Origin of the sequence: Brevibacterium album DSM 18261, assembly GCF_000426445.1 — a bacterium.
GTDB classification, from domain to species: Bacteria; Actinomycetota; Actinomycetes; order Actinomycetales; family Brevibacteriaceae; genus Brevibacterium; species Brevibacterium album.
In genome coordinates, this window is the sequence record NZ_KE384526.1 from 218,685 (window position 1) to 235,221 (window position 16,537).

Here is a 16,537-nt window from a genome sequence, read left to right on the forward strand (position 1 = left end):
GGTGCGCACTGCGCTCTCGCCCGCCCGGACGGAAGGAGATCGAGATGCCGCACCCCGCCGCCCACACGACCGCCCCGGCTCAGCCCACCGCACCTCGGCGCTCGCTCGCGCCCGACATCGCGCGCGGGATGATGCTGCTGTTCATCGCCCTGGCCAATGTCTCCTTCTTCCTGTGGGACCGGTCGAGCGGGCTCACCAATGCCCACCCCACGGAGGGCACGATCCTCGACCGGGTGCTGCAGGCGCTCATGATGATCATGATCGACCACCGGTCCGTCCCGATGTTCGCCTTCCTCTTCGGCTACGGCATCGTCCAGTTCGCGAACAGCCGCCTCGCCCGCGGCATCCCGGAGACCGCGGTCCGGCGGATGCTGCGTCGCCGGCACTGGTGGATGCTCGCCTTCGGCCTCATCCATGCGGGCCTGCTGTTCTACGGTGACGTGCTCGGCACCTATGCGCTCACGGCCCTCGTGCTGATGGGGATCCTCTTCCGGCGCAGCGACAGGGTCCTGCTGGTCTGCTCGAGCATCGGCCTGTGCCTGATCGGGCTCGTCGCGGCACTCGGCGTCGTCGGCGGCGCTCTCGCCGCCGAGCAGCCCGGATCCGCGGCGGCAGCGGGCGGAGGCCTCGGTGTCGCGGACGGCCGTGAGGCGGCGGTGGGTGAGAGCAGCTACCCGGTCTCCGTCCTCGCGCGGCTGGGGATCTGGGCCGTGCTCACACCGGCGCAGATCATCGGACTCGCCATCCCGGTCTGCGTGCTGCTGGGCTGGCTGGCGGCGCGCCACCGGCTGCTCGACGAACCTGCTCGGCACCGGCGGACCCTCATCCGCATCGCAGCGTTCGGCATCCCCATCGGGTGGCTCGGCGGCCTGCCGGGAGCGCTCGCCCACACCGGCCTCGTCGATCCCGCCAGCATCGGCCTGCCCGCAGAGCCCGGATTCATGTTCTTCGGTCTCGCGGTGTTCACCGGGATCTTCACCGGCATCGGCTACGCGGCCCTGTTCGGGCTCATCGCCCTGCGCTGGCAGGGTGCCGCGCGCACACCGGCCCCGCTGCGGGCACTGAGCGCAACGGGGCAGCGGTCTCTGACCTTCTACCTGTGGCAGTCCCTCGTCTTCGCGCCGCTCATGGCAGCCTGGGGGCTGGGCCTCGGTGCCCATATGGGCACCGCCGCCGCTCTGGGCCTCGCGCTGCTGGTGTGGCTGGCCGGGATCGGCCTCGCGGTGCGGCTGGACCGTCGCGGCCGGCGCGGCCCCGCTGAGCTGCTGCTCCGCAGGCTCACGTACGGCAGCGACGATCCGGTTCAGCCGGCGGCCTCGTTCAGCGGGCGGTCAGCTGCTCCATGAGGAAACGGTAGGACAGGGCACGGGTGCGGGCGGCCTGCTCGTTGTCCGAGGCCGCCGAGTGCCCGCCGTCCCGGTCCTCGTAGAACCACACGTCCTCGATCCCGGCCTCCTGCATCCGCGCGGCCATCTTCCTCGCCTGCACCGGACCCACGCGGTCGTCCGAGGTGGCCGTCCAGAACAGCACCGGCGGATGGTCGGCCGCGGGGTCGATGAGGTGGTACGGCGAGAAGGTGCGGATGAACTCCCACTGCTCCGGATCCTCGGGATCACCGTACTCCGCGGCCCAGGAGGCCCCGGCGGAGAGCCGCGTGTACCGGCGCATGTCCAGCAGCGGGACGCCGCAGGAGACCGCGCCGAAGTCCTCGGGGAACTGCGTGAGCATATTGCCCACGAGCAGGCCGCCGTTGGACCCGCCGGAGCAGGCGAGCCGCTCGGGGACCGTGACCCCGCGGGCCACGAGATCGCGGGCGACTGCGACGAAGTCCTCATAAGCCCGGTGCCGGTTCTCACGGAGTGCGGCGGCATGCCAGCCGGGGCCGTACTCACCGCCGCCGCGGATGTTCGCGAGCACATAGGTCCCGCCCCGCTCCAGCCAGCCCAGCCCGATCGTGGGGGCATAGCCGGGAAGGCGGGACAGCTCGAAGCCGCCGTAGCCGTCGAGCATGACGGGGGCCGGCTCTGCCGCCGAGGCCGGATCCTGTGCGGAGGCCGGCCCCACCTGGAAGTACGGCACCCGAGTGCCGTCCGCGCTCACTGCGAAGTGCTGGGTGACCGTGAGGCCGCTCGCGTCGAAGAGCTGCGGGGCCGTCTTGACCACCGCAGGCGGTTCCCCGCCCGAGGCCGTCGTTCCCAGTGTTCCGCGCAGCAGCGTGGTGGGCGTGAGGAACCCGCTCACGGTCATCCAGACGTCGTCGCCGCACTCCTCGTCGTCCGGGTCCACCGCGCCCATGCCGACGGAGAGCATGGGATCGACGCCGGGCACGGGGACGCCGGGCAGCTCTCCCGGCGCGGGCTCGCCGGCCTCGGCGGCAGCGGAGTGCGCCTCGGGCACCTGCCGCAGCGCGGAGCGGCCGATGACCCGCAGCTCGGACCGGACGTCCCGGAGGAAGGCGAGGACGAGGTGATTGCGGGTGAAGGACCACCCCTGGAGTGAAGCCGCGGGCTGGGCGACGGCCTCGGGCGCGAAGACGATGCGGGGGCGGGCACCGGAACGGCCCTCCGCCGCACCGTGGACGAACTCCTCATAGGGCGCGACGGCGAGCGCTCCCGCGGGCACCGTGAACTCCTCGCCGTCCGGGTCCGTGCCGGTCCAGTCGGTGCGCGGGCGGAACAGGAGGAGGTCGCGGTCCACATCGACGGACACGTCCGTGGGCACATCGATGAGGGTCCAGCCGGCGGCCGGATCGCCCTCGAGCGGCAGGGCGCGGATCCAGGTCCGCGAATTGTAGAAGTCGAGGGCCTCCGTGACGACGGCGCGCTCGTACCCGGGCGTGCGGTCGGTCCCTGCGAACACCGCGAGGGAGGCCGCCGGGACGGTCCTGATCTCCGCCGCCTCGTGGAGCCCCTGCCCGCGGCGCAGCAGGCGGGCACTGGCGGGGTAGGTCGAATCGGTGAGGGTGCCCGGACCCCAGTCGGTCGCGACGAGGAGGGTGTCGTCGTCGACCCAGCTGGCCTGGGCCTTGGCCGTGGGGAGGACGAAGGGGGCATCGCTCGCCCCAGCCTCGTCCCCGCCGGTATCCGGCATGTCCGCGACGAAGGCCTTCGCCTCCAGGTCGAATTCGCGCACCATGTGCGCATCGCCGCCGTCCGGGGAGAGGAAGACGAGTGCGCGGCGGCTGTCGGAGCGGCGGACGCGGGCGCCCTGGAAGACCCACTCGGTCTCCTCGGCGGCCGCGAGGGCGTCCACATCGAGCAGGATCTCCCAGTCCGGGGACTCCGTGACATAGGACTCCCAGGAGGTGCGGCGCCACAGTCCCTTGGGGTGCGCGCGATCGCGCCAGAAGTTGTAGTAGTGCTCGCCGAGCTTGCTCACGCCGGGGATGCGGTCCTCGGAGTCGAGGGCATCGCGGATCGAGGTCACCAGACCTTCGTAGGCGGTGTCCGCGAAGCGCGCCAGGGTGCGTGCGTTCTGCTCGTCCACCCAGGCCAGGGCCGCCTCGCCCTCGACCTCCTCGAGCCAGAGGTGGGGGTCGTGGAGCAGGGTCTCCTCCTGCTCGGCGGACTGCGTGGTCTTCGTCGTCTGGGAGGATCCGCTCGTCATACGGCCACCCTAGCGACTGCCGCCGCTCAGCGTGGAGACGCCCTGAGTGCGGAAGCGCCGGTAGCGTGAGGGCATGACACCGACGATCGAAGAGGCGTTGCACGCACTGCAGACGCACGGCAGGATCGAGCTGCGCGGCGCTGCCTCCGGCTGGGCGCAGCTGACGCTGGGCCTGACCGCTGTGCTCCTCGGCCTCGTGGCGCTCCTCATCGTCGCCCCGCCGCTTGTTCTGCTGATCGTCTTCCTCACGGGCACACCGCTGCCCGTGCCGGCGGTCATCGGCGGGTTCGGTGTGATGGTGCTGGGTGCATTCATGTTCGCTCTGGTGCGTTCCATGCGGAAGCGACACCGGCAGTACCGGGACACGGAGCGCAGCCCCGTCGTCATCGACGGGCGGGGGCTCACTCTCCGCGGCGTGGGCCCGCTGCCGTGGCAGGACCTGGGCCCGGCGGAGAATCGGCTGGTCATGCTTCCCAGCAGCGGCAGTCATACGCTCCGGGCCGTCATGATGCTCACGCCCTCGGGTCTGCACAACGTCAACACGAGGATGCCGCTGCACCTGCGCCCGCTGCTCTCTCCCGCTGTGCGCAGGTTCGGCAGGGGCCAGCAGCATTCCTGGGTCTTCGTGCCCGGAGTCCGGAACATGAGCACACGGGAGGTCATCGAACTCCTCAACCGCGCCCGGGCCCTCATGGGCGCGTGGCCGCAGCGCTGAGAACCCCTCGGCCGTGTCCTCAGAACGGCGCGGATTCGCTCCCGATGCCTTCCATCGCATCGTGCAAAACCATATGAAGAGTATAAAAGAGAACCCCACTTTATAAAGGAATATAAAGATCCACTCGGCCGGCTCTCAGACAAGCTCCCGCCGCGTCGTATCATGGGCCAGCGCCGCCATCACGATCATCGCGACCGCCACGAGCGCGCCCGTGCACACGAAGGTCCAGGTCAGCCCCAGCACCGGCCACATGAAGGAGCCGAACACGAGCGGTGCGATCCCCGTCGCCACGCGCGAGGCGCTCGAGGCCCAGCCGAAGCCCGAGGCACGCAGCCGGGTGGGATACAGCTCGGAGATGTAGGTGTAGAGGGTGGGCACGGCGATCTGGATGAGGAAGCCGAAGGCGAGGATGAGCCCCTGTGCCGCCCCCGTGAGCTCCGCACCCGAAGCCCCGAGCACCCAGGCGAAGCCCACGAGCGCCACCGCGGCCGCGAGCGCCGAGGCCCCCAGCAGCCACCGCCGGCCCAGCACCTCCACCAGCAGCGCCGAGGCGATCACGCCCAGGATGCCGATGGCCGTCATCTGTCCCGTCACGAGGAACGCGGCCTGGTCCCCCAGCCCCTGGGCGCGCAGGATCCCCGGCAGCCAGGTGAGCGCCGCGTAGTAGAGGAGGAGCACGGAGACGAAGAGCAGCCACGAGGTCAGCGTGATCCGCCAGGACCAGCGCCACAGCTCCGCGATCTGGCCCGAGGCCGCAGCGAGCTGATTCCGCCAGCCCGGCCCCGGACGGCTCGGCCCGGCACCCGGGGAGGAGGTCTGCGCCTCGGCGCGGCGCCATTCCGTCACCTCGGCGCCGGTCGCCCGCACGAGGCGCGCGACGATCGCATCCGCCTCCTCGTGCCGGCCCGCGCTCGCGAGGTACATGGGCGATTCCGGCACGAACAGGCGGATCGCGAAGACGAGGAGCGCGGGCACGATCATCACGAGCATGAGCGCCCGCCAGTCGAAGACGCCGATGAGCCAGGCGGAGGTGAGCGCACAGCCGGTCGCGCCCACGGGCCACCAGCCGTCGAGGGCCGTGAGCACCCGGCCGCGGTGCTTCGCCGGGGAGAACTCGCCCACCAGCGCATAGTCGACGGGGATGCAGCCGCCCAGACCGAAGCCGGCGAGGAACCTGAACGCGCAGAACACCACGATGTCCGGACTGAACGCGCCCGCCGCCGTGAAGACCGTGAAGGTGAGCAGCGTGAGCGTGAAGGCCTTCTTGCGGCCGATGCGGTCCGCGATGCCGCCCCACACGAAGGCTCCCACCGCCATGCCGATGAGATTCACCGTCGCGATCCACGCCGCCTGGCCTACGGTGAGATCCCAGTGGTCGCTCAGCAGGGGGATGAGGAAGCCGTTGAGCGCCACGTCCCAGGCGTCGAACATGAAGCCCAGACCGCCCACGAGGAAAATCGCCCCCTGCACCCGCCACCTCCACGGCAGGTGCGCGATGACATCGGAGGTGGTGGGCAGCGGCGCGGCGGACGCCGAGGCTCCCACAGGCGGAACGGACTGTGACATGAGCAGTAGAGTACCGCGCGCGTCGGACACGGGCGTGTGAGAGCCGTCACGTCCGCGGTGCATGGGCACCTGGCCGAGGTCCGACCGGCGTGAAGGGTGCTCTCCCGGAACCGGGCGCTGTGTCCCCTAGAACCGAGTGCGCCGCTCCCGGAACCGGGTGTGCTGTCACTGGGACCGAGCGCGCCGCCGCGGCAGCACACGGTCGAGTGCGAGGGTGAGCGTGAGGATCGGCCCCAGCGCCGCAGAGGGCCCGCCCCCTCCGCCTGCTCCCTCCCACCGCCGGTGCCGGTGAGATCCTGCGGGGACGCCGAGGCTACCCGCCTTCCCGTCCGCGGCGGCCTCGAGCGCGGCGAGGAGCACTGCGTGATGGGTGTCGAGGGCGCTGTGCCCGTGCGCTGGCACCTCCAGCAGCACGCCGTGCGGTGCCGCCTCGGCGATCTGCCGGGCCACGGGCCGGGGCGTGCGGAGATCGCGGTCGCCGGAGAGCGCGAGCAGCGGCACGCCGAGGTCCGGCAGCGCTGCCACGAGGTCATAGGGCTCGCCCGCGAACGGGGAGAAGCCGCGTGCGACCTCGGCGAAATCCGCGACGCGCGAGAAGAGGTCGCGCGGGGAGGCCGGAGCCGCCTCGGCAGCGGTGGGCCTCCCGTCCTGTTCGGCCCCGCCTGCTTCTCCGGCCGCCCCGGCCTCTCCGGCCGCCCCGGCCTCGCCGGCACCCGCATAGTCGAGCTCGCGGAAGGCGATCTCGCCCACCCGGTCGAACTCCATCCAGTACGGCAGCGGTGCGCTGGTGTCACCCTCTCCTACCTTCCTGAGCAGGGCGCTCACCAGTCGGTCCGCGCCCAGCCGCGACTGGTTGAGGAAGGCGTCCAGCAGCTCCGGCCCGCCGAACTCGTAGACGATCCGCACCGCCCGGCCCAGCCGCAGGAGCGCACCCGGAGCCTGCGGACGGCCGCTGAGGGAATCTGCGCTGCGGGAATCAGCCCTGTGCAGATCAGCACTGTGCGCCTCGGCGGCCAGCTCCCTGATCTTGTGCGCGAGACGCCGGTGCGCGGCGTCCCCGGCCGTGCCGTCGTAGAGCAGCGCGGTCGCCCAGCTCACGCCCGCGAGGTTCCCCGCGCCCGCCATCGCCGAGTCGAGCACGAGGCCGGCCGTGCGCTCCGGATGCACGTGTGCGAAGGCCTGCGCCACATAGGTGCCGTACGAGGAGCCCGCGATGACCGCCTTCTCGATCCCCTCGGCGTCCAGCACCGCCCGGAGGTCGTCCACCACGGCCGCGATCCGCATCGCCGTGAGCGGCAGACCCTCTCCCGGCTCGCCCTCGCGCCCGGAGGCGAGGCGCCGCGAGAGCCCCACTCCGCGGTGCTCGACCATGACGATGTCCAGCCCACGCCCCTTCGTCTTCTCACGCAGCGCCGCATAGGGGTACACCGAGGCCAGCCCCGGGCCGCCCGGCACGATGACCACCGGCGCCCGGCCGGGGACAGCGGCATCCGGGCGGGTGCGCACATAGGCGAGGGGGAAGCGCTCGTCCGCGTATCCATCCACGGAGCCCTCCCCTTCGCCCGCGGCACCGGGATGCACGGGCCGGTCGATGCGCGCGAGACCGGGGGCGGCCTCGGCGGCTCTGCGCATCCGCCCGGCGCTGCGGGAGGAGAAGGGATCTGCTGCTGCCATGCGGCTCCGTTCAGGTCAGGTGGTCGTAGGCCCCGGAGACCCAGGCGGCATAGCGCTCCGCGGACTCCGCGATCGCCCGGCTGCCCCCGCTCAGGAGCCGCTGGCCGAAGTTGCCGTAGATCCGCTCGACGTCCAGGTCCGCGACCGCCGCGGCGATGCGGCGCACCACGGCGGCCGACAGCGGCAGGTAGTTGGGGAACGACCGCATGAAGGTCACCCAGCCGCGCCGTGCGACCGGCGAGATCGTGTCCCCGCCCAGCATGACGAGCGCACCGTCCTCGGGAGAGCGCCACAGAGCCACCGAGCTGCCGGGGAAGTGCCCGCCCACCTCGCGGACGCGCACACCGGGGAGGGGCTCGATCTCCCCGTCGAAGAGCTCGATGGCCGGTCCCGTGCGCTGCAGCCACTCCGCGTCCCGGCGGGAGACGAACACGGGGACGCCGTCGAAGGCCGCACTCCATTCGAGCTGCATGCCGTACATGTGCGGGTGGCTCGCGACGATGGCCCCGATGCCCCCGAGGGCGGCGACGGCCTCGACCGCGGCATCGTCGATGTACGGCGGGACGTCGAAGAGGAACCCGCCGGTTCCCGCGCGCCCCGCCCGACCGTCACGCCCCTCCTGACCGTCCCGCTCCGGCCGCTGCGCGAGGTAGCAGGTCTGCCCGATCCCCGTCTTCGGGGAGGTGCGCAGGGAGAGGAGACCCGCCTCGGCCTCGGCGATCCCGATCCGCCGGCCCGAGGCCTCCAGCTCCGAGCGGCTCACCCACCGCTGCCCGTCCGCCGGCACGTACTGCCGCTCATCGGCGCAGATGGGGCACACGCCCGCACCGCCCGCGGACTCCACTCCGCAGGCGGTGCAGACGACGACGTCGCTCAGGGGAGGTCGTGGCATCGGCGGCATCCGCTCCGGACCGGTTCGGGAGACCGGCTCAGGCCAGGCGGACCATCCAGCCCTCGGGGCCCTCGGCGCGGCCGTACTGGATGTCGAGCAGCGCCTTGCGCAGCCGCATCGTCACCTCGCCGGGCTCCTCGCCGTGATCCACCTCGAAGTCCTCGGAGACGAGTTTCCCGATGGGTGTGATGACAGCCGCGGTGCCGCAGGCGAAGGCCTCGACGATGGTGCCGTCCGCCGCGCCCGCGCGCCACTCCTCCACCGTCACGGGGCGCTCCTCCGGGGTGAGACCCAGGGTCGGCGCGAGGTCGAGGAGGGAGCGGCGGGTGACCCCGTCGAGGATCGTCTCCGAGACCTCGGGAGTGATGAGGCGGCCGTCGGAGGTGACGAGCATGAGGTTCATGCCGCCGAGCTCCTCGAGGTGGGTGCCGTCGACGGCGTCGGTGAACATCACCTGCTGGCAGCCCTTGGCGTTCGCCTCGATCATGGCCTCGGTCGAGGCCGCATAGTTGCCGCCGCACTTCGCGAACCCGGTGCCTCCGCGGCCGGCGCGCTTGAGGTTCTGCGAGAGCCAGATGCTCACGGGCTTGACACCGCCGGTGAAGTAGGCGCCGGCGGGTGAGGCGATGACGTAGAAGTCCGCCTGCTGCGTGGGCCGCAGACCCAGGAAGCGCTCGGCGGAGATCGTGAACGGGCGGAGGTACAGGCTCACCTCGTCCGCTTCGTCCGCCGGGGTCGGCACCCAGTCACGGTCCGCCTGCACGAGGACGCTGAGGGACTCGAGGAAGTCCTCCTCGCTCATCGCGGGCAGCGCGAGGCGCTCGGCCGACCGGTTCATGCGAGCGGCATTGCGCTCGGGGCGGAACGTCCAGACGGAGCCGTCGGCATGGCGGTACGCCTTCATGCCCTCGAAGATCTCCTGCGCGTAGTGCAGGACGGCCGCAGCCGGGTCCAGCGTGAGGGGCCCGTAGGGCTTCAGCTCGTGCCCGTGCCAGCCCTGCTCCTGCGTGAAGCGGATGTGGGCCATGTGGTCGGTGAACTGGGTCCCGAAGGCGGGTGCGGCAAGAATCGCCTCGCGCACAGCATCGGACTGCGGCTGGGGGTTCTTCTTGACGGCGAATTCCGGCATGTGGATTCTTCTCTCTGCTGTGAGCGAAAATGTGCTAAGGCACACACTAGCGCAGTGCTGCGGGTCTCAGCGCCGCCGGGGCGTCCTGGGGCAGGCCAGTCCCGCCCCGGGTTCAGCCCCGGCGGGCTCGGCCCGTTCAGCCCAGGCGGGCTCGGCTGGTTCAGCCCAGGCGGGCCGCGATCGCATCGCCGACCTCGGCGGTGGTCCGGGGAGCGCTGCCGCGCTCTGCGAGGTCGGCCTCGACCGCGGTCTGGATCGCAGCGGCGACCTCGGTGAGCCCGAGGTGCTCGGCCATGAGGACGCCGGAGAGGATGGAGGCCGTGGGATCGGCGATCTGCCGGCCGGCGATGTCCGGGGCCGAACCGTGGATGGGCTCGAAGAGGCTGGGAGCCGTGCCCTCGACGTTGATGTTGCCGCTGGCAGCCAGCCCGATGCCGCCCGTGACCGCGGCGGCGAGGTCGGTGACGATGTCGCCGAACAGGTTGTCCGTGACGATGACGTCGTACTGGCCCGGGTCCTGGACGAGGTAGATCATGGCCGCGTCCGTGTGCTGGTAGTTCACGGAGACCTCGGGGTACTCGGCCGCGACGGCCTCGACGGTGCGCCGCCACAGGTGGCCGGCATGGACCATGACGTTGTGCTTGTGCAGGTAGGTGAGCTTCTTCCTCCGCGCCTGCGCCTTCTCGAACGCGTAGCGGACGGTGCGCTCGACGCCGTAGCGGGTGTTGAGCGAGACCTCGGTGGCGACCTCGGCGGGGGTGTCCTGCCGGAGGACCCCGCCCTGGCCGGTGTAGGAGCCCTCGGTGCCCTCGCGGACGACGACGAAGTCGATCTCGCCGGGCTCGGCCAGCGGCGAGGTCACGCCGGGGAACAGCTTGGACGGGCGCAGGTTGACGGCGTGCTCGAGGCCGAAGCGCATCTTGAGGATGATGCCGCGCTCGAGGACGCCCGAGGGGGTGGACGGGTCGCCGCACGCGCCGAAGAAGATCGCGTCGAAGGAGCGGAGGCGCTCGAGCTCTGCGTCCGTGAGCGTCTCGCCGGTCTCGTGCCAGCGGCGGGCGCTGGCATCGAAGTGCTCGGTCTCGAGGACGGCATCGGTCCCGGTCGTCTCGATGGCGCGCCGGAGGACCTTGAGCCCCTCGGGAACCACCTCCGTGCCGATTCCGTCACCGGGCATCACTGCGATCTTGTACGTCGTCATAGGGGCGATGCTAGCTCCGCAGTCTCACCATGCGTGCGTGCCGTCCGCTGGTTGGGACGCCTCGCGGTTCTGTCCGCTTCCGGCCGCTCCGGTCCGTGCGAGCGAACGCGCACAGGGCGTGTGAGCTGCGTTCCACCCCCGCGGGAGGCGGGCTGAACGCTCGGCCAGGACGGCTCCGGGTCCATAGACTGGGACGCATGTCGACGACCCTGATCCGCAATGCCCGCGCCGCCGCCCTCCCTGCGAAGCTGTCCCGCTCCTGGCTCCTTGCCAATGCCGTCAGGCCCGAGCTGTTCGAGGAGGCCCAGCGCTCCGAGGCGGACTCCGTCATCTTCGACATGGAGGCCGCGGTCCCCGATGACCGCAAGGAGGAGGCCAGGGCGAACGTGGTCGCAGCGCTCGAGGGCTCCTCGGGGATGTCCGCCTGGGTGCGCGTCAACGGCACGGAGACCGCGGAGTGGGAGGCGGACCTCGCTGCGCTCAACGGCCTGCCCGGGCTGCGCGGCATCATGCTGCCCAACACGGAGCGGCCGGATCAGGTGACCTGGACCGCGATGAAGGCCGGTGCCGGCGTGCCGGTGCTCGCGCTCATCGAGACGGCCGTCGGCATGGAGAACGCCACCCGCATCGCCGAGGCGCCCGGCACCTTCCGCCTCGCGCTCGGCACGAACGACTTCCGCAAGGACACGGGCGTGGCCGATGACCCGATCGCCCTGGCGTATGCGCGCTCGCGCCTCGTCATCGCCTCGCGCGTGGGCGGCCTCCCCGGTGCGATCGACGGCCCCTCACCGGCCGGCGCCGACCGTGCGCGCGTCCTCGAGGACTGCGCGTGGACGATGAAGATGGGCATGGCCGGCAAGCTCACGCTGCGGGTGGACATGGCCCCCACGGTCAACGAGGCGCTCGCTCCCTCCGAGGACGACAGGAAGTGGGCGCGCGAACTGCTCAAGGACGCGGAGACCGGAGAGATCACGGACGGCTCGTACCTGCCCCGCCTGGCGCGCGCGAAGAAGATCGCCGCGCTCTCCTCCTCCTACGGCCTCTGGAACGCGTGAGCCGACTGGCTCAATTAGTTAATTTGGGCATAAAGCTAACCCCAACATCGAAGACCAACAAAGAACGCTGAACGTCACGGCTTCGTGATATCTCGATAAAGTGAGCGGAGGCACATTATAAGCCCCAGAACCACCAACCCCACAGTTATCACCAACCAGTCAACTATATAATCACCACTCCCACAGTTCTGAATTAAATCCATCGCTTGCCCGTCCGACATGCTTGCAAGATCATCCTCAATGCGCCCGGAGCATTCCGCAATCCCGGGCTCGACATCATCCCCACCCACGATTCGAGTAGATACCTGAGAAGCAGAAAGACCCATAAACGGCAGGAGAGAAACAGTAATTATGAACAATGTGGGGGCAACGAGGCGCCTATAGACTACGTTACTGGCATTTTCCAGAAAATTCCTCGACAAAGCCAAAAGCCCTACAGCATACCCAAGAACCGCGCCCACGGCGGGAAGTTCAATGAGCATTGATGGAGTTAGTGCCGACATCCCTTCATCAACATCCGTGGCACCGACGCCAAAAATTGGCAGTGACGAGAGCACGGGGGCGATCGCAGCCGCGAACAGCCCGAAAGCTGTCCCATATCCCACATACGAGGCAAGCGTCCTAAAGGAATCCCCATACTTTAGCGGGAAACGAATAATTTCGAGATACCGCAGTACTGCAGCCGCGATCACCACAAAAGCCGCGGCCACAGTCAATGAAGACAGAACTAGAAACGAATTGTACCCAACCACCAGCGAAAAAACTCGCCGTCCCCCATCGGGCATCCCATAATATATCTGCATGAAAGAAAAGCTCATGATAACCGGAATGCCGACAGCCATAAATATCACGTAGACTTTAAAGAAGAGGCTGGGGCCAAAATCAAATTTCGCCAAGTTTGGCATTAGCGTGAAGTCTTTTAACCACCCATTCGGAGCCAACCGACGGTGCAATGAAGATAGCGCCTTTCCGGCACTAGCGACCTTTTCGGAGATCCAGCATCCAGTGACCTCCAAAACATTTGATGTCTTGGGGTAACGATCGAACAGCCGCCTTAAATTGTGGCACGCAAAAGATGATGTCACCGCGAGAAGAGTGCCAACCATGAGCGCCATCGCCAACCAAGGAACGTTAAGCTCAAGCCCTGCGATGATAAATATTGCGCCAACAAAAAACGCTACCGCCGATTTAGATATACGATCGGCTATCTGCACGCGGGAAAGTGCGTCCTTCTTCGAACCCTTCTCAGTATTAAGTAGGGGCATCAACAGAAAGCAAGCCAACACAACTCCGCCTAAACCAAGAATCACAGAGCCTGCAGACTCGGTCATCATCCCCGCCTCCAGCATTGACATCACCGCCACCCAAGCAGGGAAGAATCACATGTAATGCCGCTGTATGCATCCTCACATCCAGCCTTCTCTACATGTGCCACTGCACTTTCAAGAAAGAAGCATTCCATACTGCACAAGGGTTAACGCCGGAAATCTGTAATATTCTGACTTGTTCCGTCAGCAAGTGGGACCTCAGCCCAGCAGCCCGCTCACCGTCTCCACCACCTGCACGCCCGCGAGGAACGTGAACAGCGCGAGGCACAGCACGAGCATCGTGTTCGACAGCGGCCCGCTGCGCAGCTGCGCGTCCACGCTCTTCCGGTTGAGCAGGATGAGCAGCAGGATCGCGAGCACCGGCAGGATGAGCGAGCTGATCGATGCATAGATCAGCACGAGGCTCACGGGCCGCTCCGTGCCCATGAACAGCAGCGTGCCGAAGGTGAGCCAGGCCAGCGCGATCCGGAACTCCGGCCCGTTCGCCCGCATGCCCGCACCCGGCGCGTCCTGACGAGGATAGGTGCGGATGACGCGGAGGCAGTCGCCCGTGACGTAGGCGATGCCCTGGAAACCGCCCAGCAGGCTCGAGTAGGTGACGGCGAAGAACGACAGCAGGAACAGCACGTGCACGAACCCGCCCAGCTGCTCGCCCAGCAGGCTGCCGATGTCGAACACGGCCTCATTGCTCTCGATCGTGTGCCCCCGGCCGAACAGCCAGAAGGCGCCCACCGCCGTCATGGCGACCGCGAAGATCCCCACGAGCGAATAGCTGAACCCGAGGTCGGTGCGGATGACGCTCTTCCACTCCGGGCCGCGCCACCGCTTCTCCCGCACGAAGTACGTGTAGGCCATGATCCCGGTCGCTCCGCCCACCCCGCCGATGAGCGAGAGCACGGTGATGAGGGAGCCCTGCGGGAAGATCGGGACGAAGGTCTCTACCGCCGTCTGCTGCGCATCGGGGTCGACGGCGGAGCCCACCGCCATGAAGACGATCCCGAAGAACATGAGGACGGCGAAGCCCATCATCGCCTTCTCCACGATGCCGTACCTGCCCACGAGCAGCAGCACGACGGCCGAGCCCAGCACCACGACAAAGGTGGGCCAGAACGGCAGCCCGGGGAAGATCGCCTGGACGATGCGGGTCGTGATCGAGGCGACGCCGGCACCGAAGAACAGGCCCACCATGAGCTCTGCGATGAGGAGCACGATGGGGAAGAACCGGCCGCCCACATCCGTCGCGTGCGAGAGGAACGAACGGTCTGCGCTCAGCTGCAGCCGGGCGATCGCCTCGGAGAGCGCGTATTTGAGCAGCAGCCCCACGACGAAGACCCAGATGAGCGCGAGACCGTATTCGGCCCCGGAGTTGAGCGTCGTGACCATGTCCGAGGCGCCCACGCTGGCCAGGGCCAGCACGATCCCCGGACCCAGCATCCGCAGGTGGCCGCGCCTGCTGGTGGGCGGCTGCGGCGCTTCCCCCGAGGCCGCAGCAGCCCCCGCCGCGCCCGAGGCCGTCCCCGCCCCGCTCGGATCAGGCGCGCCCGAGGCCGCAGCAGCTCCCGCGCCGCCTGCTCCCGCGTGCGCGCCGGCCCCGCTGTTCTCCCCCTGCACGGCTCAGTCCTCCGTGAGGTTGACGGCGGCGACCTGCGAGGCATCGGCGGCGGCCGCGACCGTCTGCACGACCTCGGCGGTCACCGGCGAGTCGACTGCGAGCACCGAGAGCGCCTCCCCGCCTTCACCTGCGCGTGAGACCTGCATGCCCGCGATGTTGATCTGGTTGCGGCCGAGCGCCTGGCCGAACACGCCGATCACGCCGGGCCGGTCCACGTACTGGAAGATCAGCAGGTTGTCCGTGAGCGGGATCTCGAGCTCGAAGCCGTTGACCTCGATGAGCTTCTGGATCTGCTTGGGTCCCGTGAGCGTGCCGGAGACGGAGACGCGGGCACCGGTCGGCGTGGAGGCCGTCAGCGTGATGACGTTGCGGAAGCCGTCGGCCTGCTCCGAGGTGACGAGCTCCGAGGACACGCCGCGCTCCTCGGCGAGCACGGGGGCGTTGACATAGGAGACGGGCACGGAGACGTGATCCCGGAACAGGCCCTTGAGCGCGGAGAGCTTGAGCGCGGCGACGTCCTTCGAGGCGATCTCGCCCTTGACCGCCACCTCGAGGTGCGTGACGGTGTCCGCGAGCGCCCCGGCGATCCGGCCCAGGCGCTCCACGAGCGGGATGCCCGGGCGCACGTCCTCGTCGATGCGGCCGCCGGCCACATTCACCGCGTCCGGCACGAGCTCGCCTGCGAGCGCCAGGCGGACGGACTTCGCGACCGCGATGCCGGCCTTCTCCTGGGCCTCGTCCGTGGAGGCGCCCAGGTGCGGGGTGACGTTGACGGCGTCGAGTTCCATGAGCGGGCCGTGCTCCGGCGGCTCCTGGCTCCACACGTCGATGCCCGCGCCTCCCACGCGTCCGCTCGCCACGGCCTCGGCCAGAGCCTCCTCGTCGATGATCCCGCCGCGGGCCACGTTCACCACGCGGACGCCGGGCTTCATCCGCGCGAACTGCTCCGCGCCGATCATGCCCACCGTCTCCGGGGTCTTGGGCATGTGGACGGTGAGGAAGTCCGCGGTCTCCACGAGCTCGTCGAGGTCGACGACCGTGACGCCCATCTGTGCCGCGCGGGCGGCGGAGATGTAGGGGTCGTAGCCCACGACTCGCATGCCGAACGCCCGCGCCCGCTCCGCCACGAGCCCGCCGATCCGCCCGAGGCCGATGATCCCGAGCGTCTTCTCGTACAGCTCGACGCCCGTGAGCCGCTTGCGCTCCCAGCGCCCCTCCTTGAGCGAGGAGTTCCCCGTTCCCAGGAAGCGGGCCGATGCCAGCAGGTGGGCCATCGTGAGCTCCGCGGCGGAGACGATGTTGGAAGTGGGGGCGTTCACCACCATGACGCCGGCCTTCGTGGCCGCGGAGACGTCGACGTTGTCCAGGCCCACACCCGCGCGCGCCACGATCTTGAGGTTCGGCGCCGCGGAGACGGCCTCGGCGTCGATCTGGGTGGCCGAGCGCACGAGGACGGCATCGGCGTCCGCGAGGGCCGCGATGAGCGCGGGGCGATCGGTGCCGTCGACCTGGCGCACCTCGAAGTCCGGGCCCAGCGCCTCGACGGTGGCGGGCGAGAGGTTCTCGGCGAGTATCACGACGGGCTTGGACACAGTTCTCCTCCTGAGGGCGGCTTCGCGGGATCATCCCAGCCTATGCGCAGACTGGGGCCGGCCGGGCGCGGGGATCACATCGTGAGCAGAGACACAGGCGGACCACGCGGGAAACATCGTCCCTGAGGATGATGTCCGCCCGCCGCACTCCGCACTACCGTGGTCCG

General features: G+C 69.3%; 12 protein-coding genes. 3 read left to right on the forward strand and 9 right to left on the reverse strand.

What is annotated here, in order from left to right; translation table 11 throughout:
• Nucleotides 1-44: 44 nt before the first annotated feature.
• Nucleotides 45-1,346, forward strand: coding sequence for a DUF418 domain-containing protein (locus K318_RS0114500; protein WP_084500275.1), 1,302 nt, complete (start codon nucleotides 45-47; stop codon nucleotides 1,344-1,346).
• On the opposite strand, the gene K318_RS0114505 is transcribed toward K318_RS0114500, so the two are convergent.
• Entirely contained in the window at nucleotides 1,321-3,606 is a 2,286-nt protein-coding gene (locus tag K318_RS0114505) for a prolyl oligopeptidase family serine peptidase (RefSeq protein WP_084500277.1), read from the reverse strand. The two genes, K318_RS0114500 and K318_RS0114505, sit on opposite strands and share 26 nt — an antisense overlap.
• Before the next feature lie 73 nt (nucleotides 3,607-3,679).
• On the opposite strand from K318_RS0114505, the gene K318_RS0114510 reads away from it, so the two are divergent.
• Nucleotides 3,680-4,321, forward strand: coding sequence for a hypothetical protein (locus K318_RS0114510; protein WP_029090004.1), 642 nt, complete (start codon nucleotides 3,680-3,682; stop codon nucleotides 4,319-4,321).
• Nucleotides 4,322-4,456: 135 nt separating this feature from the next.
• On the opposite strand, the gene K318_RS0114515 is transcribed toward K318_RS0114510, so the two are convergent.
• The 5 genes from K318_RS0114515 to K318_RS0114535 form a co-directional block, all read right to left on the reverse strand.
• The gene (locus tag K318_RS0114515; protein WP_029090005.1) at nucleotides 4,457-5,887 is read right to left on the reverse strand and encodes an MFS transporter; all 1,431 of its coding nucleotides are present in this window, start codon (nucleotides 5,885-5,887) and stop codon (nucleotides 4,457-4,459) included.
• A gap of 165 nt (nucleotides 5,888-6,052) precedes the next feature.
• Nucleotides 6,053-7,561 (reverse strand): alpha/beta hydrolase, encoded by a 1,509-nt coding sequence (locus K318_RS22240; RefSeq protein ID WP_051298060.1) that lies wholly within the window; start codon nucleotides 7,559-7,561, stop codon nucleotides 6,053-6,055.
• 10 nt (nucleotides 7,562-7,571) lie between these two features.
• The gene (locus K318_RS0114525) at nucleotides 7,572-8,453 is read right to left on the reverse strand and encodes an MBL fold metallo-hydrolase (RefSeq protein ID WP_035282409.1); all 882 of its coding nucleotides are present in this window, start codon (nucleotides 8,451-8,453) and stop codon (nucleotides 7,572-7,574) included.
• Between the two features lie 37 nt (nucleotides 8,454-8,490).
• Nucleotides 8,491-9,582, reverse strand: coding sequence for a branched-chain amino acid aminotransferase (locus K318_RS0114530; RefSeq protein WP_029090007.1), 1,092 nt, complete (start codon nucleotides 9,580-9,582; stop codon nucleotides 8,491-8,493).
• A gap of 160 nt (nucleotides 9,583-9,742) precedes the next feature.
• On the reverse strand, nucleotides 9,743-10,783 hold the full coding sequence (locus K318_RS0114535) for a 3-isopropylmalate dehydrogenase (protein ID WP_029090008.1): 1,041 nt from the start codon (nucleotides 10,781-10,783) through the stop codon (nucleotides 9,743-9,745).
• Between the two features lie 197 nt (nucleotides 10,784-10,980).
• Here K318_RS0114535 and K318_RS0114540 point away from each other — a divergent pair, with 197 nt between their 5' ends.
• Nucleotides 10,981-11,838, forward strand: a complete 858-nt coding sequence (locus K318_RS0114540) for an HpcH/HpaI aldolase/citrate lyase family protein (RefSeq protein ID WP_029090009.1) — start codon at nucleotides 10,981-10,983, stop codon at nucleotides 11,836-11,838.
• A 74-nt stretch (nucleotides 11,839-11,912) separates the two neighbouring features.
• Here the strand turns inward: K318_RS0114540 and K318_RS24815 are convergent, their stop codons facing one another.
• The 3 genes from K318_RS24815 to serA all read right to left on the reverse strand — a co-directional run bounded on the left by K318_RS24815 (nucleotide 11,913) and on the right by serA (nucleotide 16,370).
• Nucleotides 11,913-13,193 (reverse strand): hypothetical protein, encoded by a 1,281-nt coding sequence (locus tag K318_RS24815; RefSeq protein WP_156914037.1) that lies wholly within the window; start codon nucleotides 13,191-13,193, stop codon nucleotides 11,913-11,915.
• Nucleotides 13,194-13,364: 171 nt separating this feature from the next.
• Nucleotides 13,365-14,777, reverse strand: coding sequence for an Nramp family divalent metal transporter (locus tag K318_RS22245; RefSeq protein ID WP_051298061.1), 1,413 nt, complete (start codon nucleotides 14,775-14,777; stop codon nucleotides 13,365-13,367).
• Between the two features lie 3 nt (nucleotides 14,778-14,780).
• Nucleotides 14,781-16,370, reverse strand: a complete 1,590-nt coding sequence (gene serA, locus K318_RS0114550; RefSeq protein WP_029090010.1) for a phosphoglycerate dehydrogenase — start codon at nucleotides 16,368-16,370, stop codon at nucleotides 14,781-14,783.
• Nucleotides 16,371-16,537: the final 167 nt, after the last annotated feature.

Excerpts from the sequence above, each read along its gene's own strand:
- K318_RS0114500 (WP_084500275.1), top strand. The coding sequence starts at position 45 with ATGCCGCACCCCGCCGCCCACACGACCGCCCCGGCTCAGCCCACCGCA.
- K318_RS0114505 (WP_084500277.1), bottom strand. The coding sequence starts at position 3,606 with ATGACGAGCGGATCCTCCCAGACGACGAAGACCACGCAGTCCGCCGAG.
- K318_RS0114510 (WP_029090004.1), top strand. The coding sequence starts at position 3,680 with ATGACACCGACGATCGAAGAGGCGTTGCACGCACTGCAGACGCACGGC.
- K318_RS0114515 (WP_029090005.1), bottom strand. The coding sequence starts at position 5,887 with ATGTCACAGTCCGTTCCGCCTGTGGGAGCCTCGGCGTCCGCCGCGCCG.
- K318_RS22240 (WP_051298060.1), bottom strand. The coding sequence starts at position 7,561 with ATGGCAGCAGCAGATCCCTTCTCCTCCCGCAGCGCCGGGCGGATGCGC.
- K318_RS0114525 (WP_035282409.1), bottom strand. The coding sequence starts at position 8,453 with ATGCCACGACCTCCCCTGAGCGACGTCGTCGTCTGCACCGCCTGCGGA.
- K318_RS0114530 (WP_029090007.1), bottom strand. The coding sequence starts at position 9,582 with ATGCCGGAATTCGCCGTCAAGAAGAACCCCCAGCCGCAGTCCGATGCT.
- K318_RS0114535 (WP_029090008.1), bottom strand. The coding sequence starts at position 10,783 with ATGACGACGTACAAGATCGCAGTGATGCCCGGTGACGGAATCGGCACG.
- K318_RS0114540 (WP_029090009.1), top strand. The coding sequence starts at position 10,981 with ATGTCGACGACCCTGATCCGCAATGCCCGCGCCGCCGCCCTCCCTGCG.
- K318_RS24815 (WP_156914037.1), bottom strand. The coding sequence starts at position 13,193 with ATGTCAATGCTGGAGGCGGGGATGATGACCGAGTCTGCAGGCTCTGTG.